This window comes from Paenibacillus terricola (assembly GCF_014779765.1).
GTDB lineage: Bacteria > Bacillota > Bacilli > Paenibacillales > Paenibacillaceae > Paenibacillus_T > Paenibacillus_T terricola.
Genome location: NZ_JACXZA010000010.1, coordinates 44,602 through 59,326 on the forward strand (window position 1 = coordinate 44,602; position 14,725 = coordinate 59,326).

Below are 14,725 nucleotides of genomic sequence, written 5' to 3' on the forward strand. Positions count from 1 at the left end.
CCCTGGACCCCTATTTCTAAAAAGTTCTAAAGATAAGATTGAGATTAAGATTTCTACCCACCCAAACCCTCCCTGCAAGGGAGGGCCCCAAAGGGCTTGTGCCCTCTGGACTCCTCACAAAGACGCTGCTTTGATCATTTTGGCTCGTGTGCCCGCTCTTGCCGCCTTGCGGCAAAGCTTCTGGATAACTGTATCTAGATACGTTACTACGTCTGCATAGTTTGTTCTAGCGTGTGCATCTGTCACCGCCCATTCATGAGATTAAGATAAGCTGCACCATTTGGTCATTTAAAGCCTATATTTACTTCATATATAGATGCAAAAAAGGACGGCGAGCGCCGTCCAAAAAGGGGGCTATACTTGTGCTTTTGCTTGTACGTTCGCACTTTTGCGGCGCAGCGGGAAGTTGAGCAGCGCGGCGGCTCCGATTCCAGCGAACGTGAATAACAGCGTCGTCAGGCCGCTTCATCCAGAGGTGTGCCGTTCCAGCCAACAACAAGCACACACAGCACTGCAGCTATCCATCCTCGCGGTGCTATGCGTTCCCTGAATAGCCAACTGCCAGCCAGCAGCAATACGACAGTCTGGACAGGCTGCACAAGAATATTGCCATACGAGTATCCGATCTTAAGGGCGATATTCTCGAAGACGTAATTGACCGCTTTGCCAGCCGCGCCAATCCAAATCCATTTCATCCCTAGCCGGATCTCCACTTTACCATCCCGGATGAACAAATAGAGAACCAGGCAAATGACGCCGAAGAAAAAACGTGCAAAAGAAATGATGGCGCTGTCCACCATCGTCGACGCCGTCTTGACGAGCACGCCAACGAAGCTCCAGGCCAGCGTTCACATTAGTTACAACTGTATTATTCCAGAAGGAGGAGCAGGAAGTGGTTTATTTATACTTCTTACAAAGTTATTGGTGGAGACTAGCCCTAGTCCATTAAATACTACCGATGATAGTTGCCCTGTAGAACTAATGTAATTAATAACCAAGTAATTTCCTTTTTTCATCACCCTACCGCCCGCACCTGATATACGAGCTGAGAATTGTTCGTAATTTCCAGTCAATACACTTCCGCTATGTCCCCTAATAATAGCATCTGTTTGTTCAGTAGCCCAATTATTATACTTCATAGCTGTAGCTGTTTGTATATCTTCTAATTTGATTTGAGCCACTAACCCCTTGCCCTCAAATATCAGTGCATCCTCGACCAGCAGAACGGCAACCCGTTTGCCGATTCCAATCGGCAGCCCATGAACGTGCATTGCATAGAGTCTCTCCTGAATGCCTCTATGTCTATCAGAAGCCTTCCGCTTAAAATAATTTGCAAAACAGATAGCTAAAATGATTGATAGAATCAAGGATGACATATATATCGGAACAAAGGCATCGTTGTCTTGATATGTCACAAACCGGCTTGCAATAAACCCACATCCAAAGCACGCAACCAAAACTAAAAACCACATACGCTTATAAAAAGGAAGTTTCATCGTTTTAACTCCTATTCACGTAGTATAAATACTACACCCGTCACAGATCGAGTCCTCCATCATGAGTCCAGGTGCTATGCTTTTGATATCTTTAATGTAACTGGCGATTTCCTCCTCAAACAATAGGATTTTTTAAAATAATACAATGAAACTTCTATTTATTTCTAGATAGAAATCGGCTTCGCCATAAAAAAACTTGTTCATTGAAATCATACTCAGATGCAATCCAAAAAATCTAAGGTGGACGAGAAAGGGACAAACTTGTAAATTTCGGGATGAGCCTTCACCTCCTTGGTTTGTTATTTTGTGAGCGTCAGATGAACTTCTTCATCAAACGAACCGCCAATGGGCAAACACAATCCTGAAAGAATACCACTGGAACCTAGATCCTTTACCCGTATAACATAGTTCCACCGTTGCAATATGCAAATCCGAACCGTCAATAGCCAGTAATCGATATCCTCGTTAATCCTTGATATTCGTATACGATTGCGTAAATTTGTGAAACAACATTCCAGAACAGATGGCAGGATTTTATCCCGCTGTTGAACAAATGCAGAAGTGGTTGCGGTGTTTACGTCATAACCCTGCGATTCCAAGAGTTCCTTGTATAGATGTTGCCGCCCATTGTGATTAGGAGTTGCATTACGATTTCAAAGGGCAGTTTTTCTTTCGGGTAAAATCTTTATTAGGGTTTTTGACATAAGGTGCTGGTTCGGCTGACATTTCTCGTATGAGACTGCGTACTCATTCTTTGGCGAAACCTCCTCGTTTTCTCAAGGGGCTTCGAAACACATTTTTGACTACATGTCAAGTCCTATATCTCTTAATTGTAAAAAAAGAGCAGGCTATCTTTACGATAACCCACTCTTGGACTTAATTTTTGCCTTGTGCCTTATCTTAATCATATTGGGCGAGCGCCCGTCCTTTTTTGTATTGATATGCTGCTATGATGTTGGGTTTGTTCTGCTGCTGCTGTCGAAGTGGCCGGAGCGGCGTACTTTTGTTTCCAAGTAACGTTTGTTGAACTCGGATACATCGCCCCATAACGGCACTCGTCCGGATACGTCCGCACCTGAAGCGACGAGAGCATCAAGCTTGCGCGGATTGTTCGTGATGAGCGTAACCGGCTTCGAACGAAGCTGCTTCAGTACTTGAATCGCATCGTCGTAGCTGCGGATATCGTCCTGGAAGCCAAGCTGCAGGTTGGCATCCACCGTATCGTAACCCTCTTCTTGGAGCACGTAAGCCATCGCTTTGCTGAACAAGCCAATGCCGCGGCCTTCGTGGTTCGCCAAGTAGAAGAGCGCGCCATTGCCGTGCTTGACGATCATCTTCATCGACTGCTCCAGTTGGTAGCCGCAGTCGCAGCGTTTGCTGCCGAAGATATCGCCCGTGTGGCAGATGCTGTGCATGCGGATAAGAGCATCCGGCGCGTTCTCGAAATCGCCGTACACGAGTACGCTGGACTGCTGCATCTCTGCAAGGTTAGACGCCGACAAACGCGAAATGATTTGCTCGGTCGTCTGTTGATCGTCCTGGCATGTATCGCCGGCCATTTTGTCGCAACGAAGCCAGCAGTACCATTGGAATATATGCGTTTCGCCGCCCAAGGAAACAGGCAGTCGGACTGGGCCGACCAAATAAATCATTTTGTCGCCGCTTGGCACAGTCGTAATTTTGCGTTTCAATATGGAAATAATGTCCGTCTGAATGGTGTGCATGCTTCTGCTCCCCTCCACCATCGGCGTTAGTTCTATCTAGTGTTGCCTGGCGGTATTGATCAAATTCATTTGCGTGTTGTGGTTACTTTTTGTAAGTATATAAAAGTATATGAATATACCAACCATTTGTCAAATCAAGAACAGCGTTTGGACATCCATTTTTAGTAAAGCATGACCTTCGTGTCATTTCATTGTACGCGCTGGTGAGCCGATTGTACTAGCCCTTCTCCCTCAAACCTTCTTACACCACGTATATTCGCTTCACGTTATCGATCTCCTGCCCGAACCAACAAGAGAGGACTCCCCGTACGGAAGCCCTCTCTTGGATGTCGCGCCTTATAGGATGAACAATAAAATCGCAAAGAAATGAAGGATCGAACCGCCAAGCACGAACAGATGCCATACCGCATGATGGTAAGGAAAGCTTCGCCACATGTAGAATACGGTACCGAATGTGTACAGCAGTCCTCCCGTGATGAGCAGATGCAGTCCGCCTGGCGCCAAACCTTCGACAAGCGGTCCCCAAGCGATGACAATAATCCAACCCATTGCGATATAGAGCAGCGTCGAGGTGAACAGAAACCGGCTGGCAAAAAACGATTTGAACACGACGCCGGCAATTGCAACTCCCCATACCACGCCGAAGAGCGACCACCCAAGCGCACCCTTTACAATATGGAACAAAATCGGTGTATACGTCCCGGCGATAAATACGTAGATGCACGAATGGTCGAGCACCTCGAACAAATTTTTTACTTTGCCTTCCGGGAAGCTATGCACAAGCGTCGAGGCTGTGTACAGCAGCAGCATCGACGTCCCGTAAATCGTAAAGCTCACGACGTGAACCGCCGTTCCTTTCCATGCAGCGAACACGATCAGCAGCACTAAGGCGGCAATGCTCAGAGCGGCGCCAAAGCCATGCGTAATCGCGTTCGCGACCTCTTCACGCCTCGTATAAGTGTGCGTGTTAGCCATACCGTTAAACCTTCTCGTTGGAGTACGCCATATAGGAGCCAACGTTCAGCGTTAGTGCAGCTCGATCGGCATCATAACCGACGATTGGCTGATGTTCGTCGTACATCCAATATTTTTGAATCGAGCCTTGACCCGATGCTTCTTCCGCTGGTAATGCCTCAAAATAAAATAAATTCAAAAACGGCGCGTTGCTTGCAACAAATGCTGCATCCTCGGCATTCACCCCAGTGACCTCAATCGTCCACCGGTCATCCGATTCGCGGACGTCAATTGCAAGCCCTGCAATGGCCGTATCTATAAGCAACCTGCCAATCGCCAGCTTAATGAGTACTTTCGATCCTGCAGGCGGAGGTGACTGGTGCCCCGGGCGCTTCGGCTCATGCGATGCCTGTGTTCCCGTCATTGCTGCTCGCCTCCTTGACGCACCGGCTGCGGTGTCATATCGACCAGCAGCGCAAGCAGCGGATGCTCGCCGATTGCCGACAACCGGATGTTCGTTTCATCCGTCATCCGCACCGTGTCGCCCTCTGATAACGTGTTCGATGTGCGATTAATGGTCAGCTCCGCAGATCCTCTGGCAATGTACAAATAGTGCAGACGCTCCGCTTGCGCTTCATAGCTGACCACTTGACCTGGTTCCAGCTGGGTCAGTTGAATGGAAATATCCTGATGGATGGACGCGATGTTCGGACCTCCCTCACGATTTACAACAGGCAGCCAGCGACCGCGCAATGCATTCGTATCATAATGAGTCGTTTCATAATCAGGTGCAAGACGCGCCTGCTCGGGCATGAACCAGATTTGAAGCAGCTCCACCGGCTCTTCGCCCGGATTCACTTCCGAATGAATGATGCCTGTCCCAGCGGTCATCCGTTGTATGCCGCCGAATGTCGTCAGCGCCGTATTGCCCGCACTGTCTTCATGCTTCAGTTCGCCGCGCAAGACGACGGATACGATCTCCATCTCGCGATGCGGGTGAGCGCCGAAACCTCGACCGCCTGCGATAATGTCATGATTAAAAACGCAAAGAGGGCCGAAAAGCCGGTTACTCTCGTCAAAATAACTGCCAAACGAGAAATAATGCCGGCTTTGCAGCCATCCAGCGTCGTTAGAAGCGGTCTGTGCCGCCCTGCGAATATCGATCATAGCCATCCCTCCGATACTACTAGTTAATACCCTTAGTGTATCGGATCAAATCCAACCGTTCAACCGGCTTCGAATTCTGTCGATGGTTTTGTCTAAATTACATACCTCATCCGCATCGACGAATGGATTAGCGTGTTTGAAGTAATCCGCATGGCCGCCCACGATCGGCATACCTTCCACATAACCAGGCGCGTATTTAAAATGGTTCCACTGCGGCACCGATACCCGTCTGCCGCTTCTGCTCCAACCACCCCAACTGCCGATCCGGCTGATTGGATCGTTCAGCTTGCCATTGGCATCAATCGCATGAAAGTAGCTGACGCGATCCTTCAGCACTGGCAGGACGCGAATACGCGGCGAACCGATCTGCACAACGCGGAAGTCCTGAAGCACGCCGTCCTTATGCAGCTTAACTGCCGCTTGATAAGCTGCCGCACCTCCGCCGCTATGACCGACCAGCAGTACTGGACCGCTGCCCTGATAAGTCGCCTTGATCTCTTCCGCAGCCTTGCGTCCGCCAATGCGAAACAGCGGCGGACGATTCGTTAAGTCACTGCCTACTTCAAGCACTTGCGCCCACAGATTACGGCTATTGTTGCCATACGGGAACAGCACATGAATGTCCAGCTTGCTTGTTTCCTGCTTTAGCATATTCTCGAGCTTGCGACAGCATTCATTGAACATTTGATTCGCCGTCGCTACGCCAGCCATTAAGTAAACCGTCAAGGGAGTCGTCATCATCGTTAAGTTCCTCCACGTATGTCTAGGAAGATAAATAAGTCGTACCTACATTATTTGAAGTACGCATGCGGTTTCATACAGACACTTGTGTATCATTTCGATCCCAATGATCCGTTTAATTTACAATACCTTATTCCATTCACAATTGAAAACTGCCAATGAACTCGCGATAAAATACGAATAGGAGGTCCCAATGTCCGATCAGCTTCTCTAATCAACTGGCAGCTGTTCTAACAAAAGTAAAAGCCGCGGAGGCGCTCCCCGCAGCTTGTAAATGCATGAACTCCCACTCTACCCATTGACGCACATTCGTTCCGTAATAATGCCCGTCAGAATTCGTTTGTAGTGATCTCGATCAAACGAAGAGTTGTTTACTTTCATTTTGGCAATAGATAGCCTGTTAAAGATGATTTGTTCCAATTCGCTTCTTGCATTAAGCACATGGATCGTGCCTTCCAACCCTTCATAGCCTTGCCGCTTACCATACCCTTGGTTTGTGTAATAATCAATAAACCCTTCCGACCATTCTTGCGGCCGTTCGTCTACAGCCTTTCTGAACGAATGATCAAGGTCGTTCTGATCGACGTAAATAAGCAGTGGATTCAGCTTCTCTGCAGCAGATGCCAGCTCTAAGACATAGCTGACTACGTCTTCTTCATCCGCACCATATTTGATCATTCCCATCGTAACAGGGTTCTGGATGAAGCAGCATTCAAATATGTACGTGTCCGAGCCAAGTACAGCACGCTCAGCAAACTGTTTCCATCGATCGACAATGAGCTTTCTATTCTGGCCTAACGATAATTCATATATGTCCTTGGAAGCACACGCTTGCCTCAAGTCATCGGGAACAACTGAGCCGAGTTCATTAAATAATTTGCGATATTCCAAGAAGCAGTTGTCACCCAGTCTTATCGTACGTTCATTTACAAGATCTCGGAAACTGCGATCAAGAGCGTTTAGCAATTCATCATATTCAACTTTATTAAAATAAGCCACGCCATCATAATCCGCGGGATGATCCAGATTTCCTTCGAGGATCAGCTGTGAATGTATGTTCAATTCTTTCATAATTTCATGAACCAGTTGGGCCGTCGTCGATTTGCCCGATCCCGGCAGTCCTTCAATCAATATCAAATTCGGTCTCACCATCATGCCTCCTGAAACATGTCAATGACTGGGATTCGTCTATGGCTATAATGATAACATTTGAGCAAACCCGTATACAACGATAGGACAATTACTTAGGAGGACTCCTGTGACCACAATAAGCCGCGTCCAGTTGCTGGACGCGGCTTATCGGGTTAACTACTCTTACTTGCCAGATGCCGCTTCAATCGCTTGGAATGCCCAATGAGAAGCTGGAACGTCCGACCATGTCGGAGTTGCAGATTCTTTGTTCGATTCCAATTGGAGAATGCGATTAATGATCGTAACCGCTTCTGCACGGCTTAAGAATTGGTCCGGCTTGAAGCTGCCGCCCGGATAACCGTTCATATAATCCGCTTCAGCTACAAGCGAGATATACGTTGCGGACCAGTGACCTGCTGTATCCGTGAATGTCGCGGACGAATCACCTTCAAGTCCAAGCCATCTTGCAACGATGGCTGCCATTTCTGCTCTTGTAATAGATTTGGCTGGCTTGAAGCTGTCATCCTCATAGCCCGTCATCAGACCCGACGCGGATACGCTAGCGATCGCATCCGAGGCCCATCCGAAGGATGCGTTGTCTGTGAATTTGATTCCCTCTGCAGAGCTGTCGGCATCCGTAACACGAGACAGAATGGAAGCCATCTCCGCGCGCGTTACCGCTTGGCCAGGACGGAATGTGCCATCCGGATAACCATTCACATATGCCTCCTGCGAATTGTTAGGCTGCTGTTGCTGGTGATCTGCCCAATTATCGAGATGAAGAATTGCGAAAGTGCTGAATTTGGTCACATGGAATTTCAGACTATATCCGCCTTTTGCATCCTGCACAAGCTCCGGCTGCAGCAGCTCTTTCTCACCGTCGCTATGTTCGACATAGATAGCGAGATTGCTTAAGAATGCTTCACGCGCCGATGCATCTGCTGGAATCTTATCACTAGGAATCGGCAGCATGACATCAACAGGCTTCACATTCGATTCAATGGCTATTGGCTGGCCGATTACTTGCGTTCCACCGTTCCCAGCTGCCGCAACGACAACCTTCTCGCCTTTCGCGCGATTAAGGACGTCCTGCGACTCCGAGCTGCTCTTCAGCGGCGTAATCGACAATACCGCTTCTCCGCTCAGCGAATGAATCGTATCCTTCGACACGATAACCGATGCGCCGCCAGCCGTAATTTCAAGGCCAACGCCGCCGGATGCCAATGCTTGAACGGTATCGGCAGGCAGTTTGACATTGATCTCGGATACTTCATCCTTCGGATCTGGAATTACGATCTTTACAGAGTCACGTCCGTCAGCGGCTGCCTTCTGAACCGCATCTCTTGCCTTATCGGCTGGCAGACTGAGCTCATCCTTCTTCGTGCCATCTGACTTCGTCGTCCGCTGCACATCAACCGCTGTACCGCCATCCAGTGTAATCTTGATTACCTCTTTGCTGGAGCTAGTACCCGAGTTAGTGGTTGTTGACGTTGGCACATACTCGCCGGCGTAGCTCAGATAGAAATCATCAAGCGTTCCCCATGCGCCAGCGTCTGCCTTAATATTAGCTCCGATCGTGATCGTGCCGTCTGTAACGAGAATGTTCTTGATCTCAGGCGTGTTCCATGCAACCCAGCCATTCACGCCGGTAGCTGTTTTCACTTCTGTACCGCCCGCAATGGCGAACAAGCTCATATCCGGGTTAGCAGCGTCGCCGCCTTGGATATTCATCGACAGGTTGTAGTAACCTGTCTTCAGACCTTTAATCGTCTGTGCAACCTTGAAGTTAACGCCTTCGCCCGAGTAGAAGTGAAGCGAGTAGTTACCTGTCTTCGCATCGGATGCTTTGTCCTGATAATCCGTATGTTCTTTAACGCCTTCTGGATACGTAATCTCCCACATGTCGAGATTGCTATGCTCAAAGCTTCCGTTAACGACATAGTTCTGCTTCTTGACGGTTAATTGCGCCTTAACCGTATGACCGTCAGCCGTTACGCCTTCAATGCTGTAGCTTCCTGCGCCGCCAGCTACTGCCGCTTCAAGCTGCGTCTGATTCCATGTTACCGCTGCGGAGCCAGTCGTGCTGTCATTGTACGTTACTGTAACGCTCGAAGGCAGAGCTATCGTTTCGCCTGCAATCGCCGTAACCGAAATATCCTTGATCTCGTCAATGCGCCGTTCTGCAACCGCACCGTTATTCACGTATTGGAACACTTTGAGCGATGGAAGCGGATGCCCGTTGAAATCGAACAACGCTTGGTTATCGACAGCGCTGCCGCCATACCATTTGCCAGCGTCAGCCGGGTCATATTCGCCTGCGTAGCTCGATGCCCAGCCAGAGCCGTACTTCTCCCATTTCAGCTTGTTCTGCTCAAGCTCGGAAGCTGGGCCGACCGGCAGCCATGCCGGTTCCCAATAGAATACGCCTAGTCCTGCAGCGCCTACATTCGCGACAGCCTCAATGACATTACGAACAGCAGTCGCTTGTCCTTGCACGGTAATCGGATAATTCAGCGTCTGACCGCTGCTTTGCGGAGCCGTATTGCCGTGTCCATCCCCGTCAGCTGCTGTATACGCATAGGATGTCTCGGCTACCATGACTTTCTTGCCATACGTATTCGCTACATTCTTCAGCACTGACGTCAAATTGCTGAGCGTACCGTGCCAGAACGGATAGTAGGAGCTTGCGAAGACGTCATAGTCGACGTTGTTGTCTTTCAGTTTCTTCGCATAATCTTCATAGCGTCCTGCAGTTTCTGGATTTGTAAAATGCAGTGCGATCAGAATCGAAGAGTTGGTATCCCGGATCGCTTTGCTGCCTGCATTAAACAACGCACTGATGTTAGCCCAGCTCGTCTCTCCGACGAATCGGCCATTCGTTTCATTGCCGACCTGCACCATGCCGATGTCGATGCCTGCATCCAGCATTTCCTGCAAGCTTGCCTTCGTATAGTCGTACAGAGCTGTCTTTTTCTCTTCAAAGCTGAGGTTCGCCCATGCTTTCGGCGTATGCTGCTTGCCTGGGTCCGCCCAGAAATCGGAGTAATGGAAGTCGACTAGCAGCTTCATCCCATTCGCTGTCGCACGTTTGCCGATCTCGATTGCATGGGCAAGATCGTTATCGCCGCCGCCATATCCCCGGCCTTGCGAATCGAAAGGATCGTTCCATACGCGCACGCGAACATAGTTGACCCCATCGTCGTGAAGCGTTTTGAAAATATCCTGCTCAATGCCTGCTTCATTGTAGAACTTCACGCCGCTCGCTTCGAGCGACAGGATACTGGAAATATCCACGCCTTTAATAAATTCTGCCGACAGCCCGTCTACTTTCTTCACAAAGATGTCGGCTTGCTCTGGCTGCTCCGTATTCGTGCTCGTCTGTGTCAGCTTGAAGTCATCCAAGTAGCCCCAGGCATCAGGTTCTCCGCTAATGACTGCGCCGACCGCTACATTCTTCTTATCCGCTGAGAGAACAAAATCGAAGCTGACCGTTTGCCAATCCTTATCGCCAGTCGTCGCCGTCGCTGTACCTACTGCGTCACCAGCGAACAATTGAATTTTGCCGGCTTTGGCGTCGGTTCCGCCCATAGAACGAACCGACAGCTTATAGCTTCCTGCTGGAAGGGCAGCCAGCGTCTGCTTGACGGTGAATGTCTGGCTGCTTACGGCCGTATTCATGATCCAGTAATTAAGAGAATACGCTCCTTCATCAGGTGTTACGTCAGGTTGACCCTTCTGCTGCATCTTAACACTATCCCAATCAATCGGATTGAACGCCCATGCGCTATTCGACCAAATGTCCGATTCGAAACCGCCATTCATAAGCTGTGACGCCGCTGGTTGAATCTTCTCCAGCTTCACGTTATCCAGATACCCCCACGCGCCAGGCGCCCCGCTAATGACAGCACCGATATCAAGATTCGTTGCAGCCTCGGCAAGATCAAAGGTCACGCTGACTGTTCCCCATACCGTATTGCCAGTCGTTGCCGTTACAGCACTTGTCGCAGTGCCTGCGAACAATTGAACATTGCCAGCTGCAGCATCAGCCCCGCCCATAGAGCGTACCGTCAATTTATAACTCCCTGCTGGCAGCGAAGTTATCGTCTGCTTGACGGTGAATGTCTGGCTGCTTGCAGCCGTATTCTGAATCCAATAATTAAGGGCTTTCGCTCCTTCATCAGGTGTTACGTCTGGTTGACCCTTCTGTTGAATCGTAACCGTGTTCCAATAATCACTAGGACTTATCGTCCATGAATCGCCCGACCAAATGTCCGTTTCGAATCCACCGTTGACTATACCTGCATCCGGTGTACTCGCAGCTGATACAGATACAGCTCCCAAGCCGAACCAAGATGAACTGAACGCCAACAGCAAGGCCATGACCGTGCTTATTGCTTTTCTTCTCACGTTCAAATCCCCTTTCTCTCGTCATCATGATGATTGCGCCGATGAAAGCGCTTATCATTTAGACTATAGCAATCGTTGGGATTTCCGTGAACGTGCTTATTCGCAACATTTTGTATGCAAATGCAAGGACATGCGCCAAAAGGCCGCTTCGCGCCCGGATACCCGGCGGACGAAGCAGCCTTTTTCTGAAAGCTATTACTTATACTTGAAAACGCAGGCGATTCAATCGAACCGCGCCCTCAAGCTGTACGAATACGGTATGCTGACCGCTGATCGACACGATGCTGCTGCCAATAGCTGCCCAATTATGCCATTCCCCCGTGGAGGCGACTGGATAAACGGCCGCCACTTGTCCATCAATTGCATCTAGACGGACCGTAATGATGCCGCCCTTCGGATCTCCCGAAGACACCTTTGCTTCGAAGAAGGATGTACCTGCTTCAAAGTCAACATGGTCAAATCGGATCCAACCGGCACCGTCAACCGGCGCGACAGCCGTTCCGCCCTCACGACACTCCTCGAGTCGTACGGACTCATACTCATTGTAGTTCTCCGCCCAAGTCCAAGCGGATAAGCTGCGTAGAGGTACTGTCTCACCTTCGACTTGAATTCGTGCGCTTAGACGAATATCCGCAGACGATCGACCGATCATGATCGAGTATTCACCGCTCTCCACGCAATACCGTTCACGCGAGACATCCCAGAATGCAAGCTCCGAGGCTGGCAGCCTGAACGTGATGCGCTGGCTTGCGCCCGCTTCGACGCGAACTCTTGCGAAACCGCGAAGCTGCTTGATTGGACGTTCGACAGACGATTGCTCCGCACGAATGTACAGCTGGGGAATCTCGTCGCTCGAGATACTGCCAACGTTATTAATGGTGAACGACAGTTCCAGTACATCCGCATCTCCCCGCAGCATCGTACTGCTAAGCGCAAGGTCGCTGTAAACGAATGGCGAGTACGTAAGGCCGAACCCAAACGGATAAAGCGGCTCCCCGTCAAAATATTGATACGTCCGCTTTCCTTTGCGAATATCGTATTCGAGAATGCTTGGAAGCTGCGACTCCGAAGCATACCATGTCATCGGCAGTCTGCCCGCCGGCGCATAATCGCCGAACAACGCCTCTGCGATTGCTGTGCCTGCTTCCTGCCCGCCATGCGGCATATAAACGATCGCCTTCACGAGCTCGGCAAGATCGCCGAGTGTATATGGATAGCTGCCGACAATGACGACGATCGTGTTCGGATTCGCCGCAGCCGCGCTGCGAATGAGACGCTGCTGCGAAGGAGGCAGCTCCAACCCATAACGATCGATCTCTTCTTTCCCGTTCAGGACCGGATTGTTGCCGACGAACACGATCGCTGCCGATGCCTGAGCAGCAGCCTTCGCTGCTTCTTCTAACCCATCCTGCAGGACGACACGCTCGTACAAGCTGTCGGACGTAAGCTCCGCTTCTCTCGCCCCAACGCTTAACTCGCCGTTGTCCCCGGTAACAATCGGAAGGCCATTCCAACTGAGCATCCGATAGACCGACTTGTCAGCATCCTCAGCCGAGCTATTCTCCTGCGGCACGAGCTGGAAGCTTTCCTTGACGAACCAGCCAAAAACTTCATCGGCAGACGCCGTCGCCTGCTGGTCCCCCTCTGTGGAGACGTATTTACTATTCGATGCTGCGAAGAACGTATTCGCATTCCAGCCCCAATCGTTATGGGCAAAGATCTCTGCGTCCTTCAGATCCGCAGAAGCCGCGACTACACTAGGCTTACCGCCTTCCGCTGCTGCTTGAACCTTCAAGAATTGACCGTTTCGAACGGATCGCCAAGCGATACGATCAAGTCCATCGGTTTTCGAAACCGTTTTCGAACCAAGCCGTGCTTGAATGCCTGCAAACGGCGATATCGCATACGGCAGTTCGCCGCAGTACCAGCCACGAAACATCTCGTCCGCAAGAGGTCCAATGACCGCTGCTGAATCCAGCTGCTCTGCCGATAAAGGCAGCAGATTGTTCTCGTTGCGCAGCAGAACGATCGACTCTCTTGCTGCTTGGAGCGCCGCTTCGCCATGCTCCTTCGATGCTACGACCGACATCGGAATCGACTTGTATGGATTGTCTTCTGCCGGATCCATCATGCCAAGCATGAACCGTACACGCAGCATATTCGTTAATGCTTCATCGAGATCGGCCTCCGTTAGTAGCTGCCGTTGCAGTGCTTCACGTACCGCACCGCATACGAGTTTCGCATCGTCAGTCAACGTATCGATACCCGCTTTAATAGCTGCCGCAGCCGACTCCGCATGGGTTTCATACCGTTTGTGGAAATCAACCGTCTGCGACAAGTCGCCTCCATCGCATACCGTGAAGCCGCGCAGTCCCCATTCGCCTTTCAGTACGCCGCGAATATCGGCATGCTCCAGCGCTGGCGTCCCGTTGATCTCATTGTACGCTGTCATGATCGACAATGCGCCGCCTTCCGTAAAGGCTGGCTCGAATGCCTTCAAATAATATTCTCTTCGGTTGCGCGGATCGATGCTAGAGGAACCGTCCAGCCTGCCGACTTCATTGTTATTGCCATAGAAATGCTTGGGCGAGGCAACCATCTTCACATACTTCTCATGGTCCCCTTGCATCCCGCGAATCAGCGATGCTGCCAGCTTGCCCGTCAGATGCGGGTCTTCGCCGTATGCCTCTTCATTACGCCCCCAGCGCGGATCGCGCTCCATGTCGATCGTTGGCGCCCATCGCATGAGACCATGGCGTCCGTCGTTATTATTCAGCGCACGCGCCTCATCGCCCATAATGCTTCCGATGCGCTGCATCAGTTCAGTGTTCCAAGTATTCGCTAGCCCGATCGGCTGCGGGAATACGGTTGCCGCTGTACCGCCACGCGTAACGATACCGTGTGCAGCCTCGCCGCCAACCCCTACTTCCTCCAAACCTAATCTTGGAACAGCAGCTTGATGCGTCGGCATTAGTGAGATTTTCTCATCTAAGGTGAGACGCGATACAAGATCGGATACTCGCTCGTCAATCGTCAGACTCGTATCTAAGTACGGATACTTCATTTGCAGTGTCAATGGCCACACTCCTTGTATCGTAATCGTAT

At 50.4% G+C, this 14,725-nt stretch carries 10 protein-coding genes; all 10 read right to left on the minus strand.

The window, feature by feature from the left end:
• Positions 1-455: 455 nt before the first annotated feature.
• Entirely contained in the window at positions 456-824 is a 369-nt protein-coding gene (locus H8B09_RS28030; RefSeq protein WP_191206891.1) for an EamA family transporter, read from the minus strand.
• 33 nt (positions 825-857) lie between these two features.
• A complete protein-coding gene (locus H8B09_RS28035) occupies positions 858-1,496 on the minus strand; it encodes a hypothetical protein (protein ID WP_191206892.1) in 639 nt (212 codons plus the stop codon).
• Positions 1,497-2,443: 947 nt separating this feature from the next.
• Entirely contained in the window at positions 2,444-3,220 is a 777-nt protein-coding gene (locus H8B09_RS28040) for a GTP cyclohydrolase II (RefSeq protein WP_191206893.1), read from the minus strand.
• A gap of 336 nt (positions 3,221-3,556) precedes the next feature.
• A complete protein-coding gene (trhA, locus tag H8B09_RS28045) occupies positions 3,557-4,195 on the minus strand; it encodes a PAQR family membrane homeostasis protein TrhA (RefSeq protein WP_191206894.1) in 639 nt (212 codons plus the stop codon).
• A gap of 4 nt (positions 4,196-4,199) precedes the next feature.
• Positions 4,200-4,598, minus strand: coding sequence for a hypothetical protein (locus H8B09_RS28050; RefSeq protein ID WP_191206895.1), 399 nt, complete (start codon positions 4,596-4,598; stop codon positions 4,200-4,202).
• Complete coding sequence (locus H8B09_RS28055; protein ID WP_191206896.1) at positions 4,595-5,341, minus strand: pirin family protein; 747 nt, start codon at positions 5,339-5,341, stop codon at positions 4,595-4,597. Before H8B09_RS28055 ends, H8B09_RS28050 begins: the two co-directional genes overlap by 4 nt.
• Before the next feature lie 45 nt (positions 5,342-5,386).
• Entirely contained in the window at positions 5,387-6,082 is a 696-nt protein-coding gene (locus H8B09_RS28060) for a lipase family protein (RefSeq protein ID WP_191206897.1), read from the minus strand.
• Between the two features lie 291 nt (positions 6,083-6,373).
• Positions 6,374-7,231: a P-loop NTPase family protein gene (locus tag H8B09_RS28065; RefSeq protein WP_191206898.1), complete on the minus strand. Its 858-nt coding sequence runs from the start codon at positions 7,229-7,231 to the stop codon at positions 6,374-6,376.
• A gap of 165 nt (positions 7,232-7,396) precedes the next feature.
• Positions 7,397-11,620 carry a glycosyl hydrolase 53 family protein gene (locus H8B09_RS28070; protein WP_191206899.1) on the minus strand — a complete coding sequence of 1,408 codons (4,224 nt, stop codon included), beginning with the start codon at positions 11,618-11,620 and terminating at the stop codon, positions 7,397-7,399.
• Positions 11,621-11,819: 199 nt separating this feature from the next.
• The gene (locus tag H8B09_RS28075; RefSeq protein ID WP_441343353.1) at positions 11,820-14,705 is read right to left on the minus strand and encodes a glycoside hydrolase family 3 C-terminal domain-containing protein; all 2,886 of its coding nucleotides are present in this window, start codon (positions 14,703-14,705) and stop codon (positions 11,820-11,822) included.
• Positions 14,706-14,725 lie beyond the last annotated feature (20 nt).

Excerpts from the sequence above, each read along its gene's own strand:
- trhA (WP_191206894.1), bottom strand. The coding sequence starts at position 4,195 with ATGGCTAACACGCACACTTATACGAGGCGTGAAGAGGTCGCGAACGCG.
- H8B09_RS28060 (WP_191206897.1), bottom strand. The coding sequence starts at position 6,082 with ATGATGACGACTCCCTTGACGGTTTACTTAATGGCTGGCGTAGCGACG.
- H8B09_RS28055 (WP_191206896.1), bottom strand. The coding sequence starts at position 5,341 with ATGATCGATATTCGCAGGGCGGCACAGACCGCTTCTAACGACGCTGGA.
- H8B09_RS28050 (WP_191206895.1), bottom strand. The coding sequence starts at position 4,598 with ATGACGGGAACACAGGCATCGCATGAGCCGAAGCGCCCGGGGCACCAG.
- H8B09_RS28040 (WP_191206893.1), bottom strand. The coding sequence starts at position 3,220 with ATGCACACCATTCAGACGGACATTATTTCCATATTGAAACGCAAAATT.
- H8B09_RS28035 (WP_191206892.1), bottom strand. The coding sequence starts at position 1,496 with ATGAAACTTCCTTTTTATAAGCGTATGTGGTTTTTAGTTTTGGTTGCG.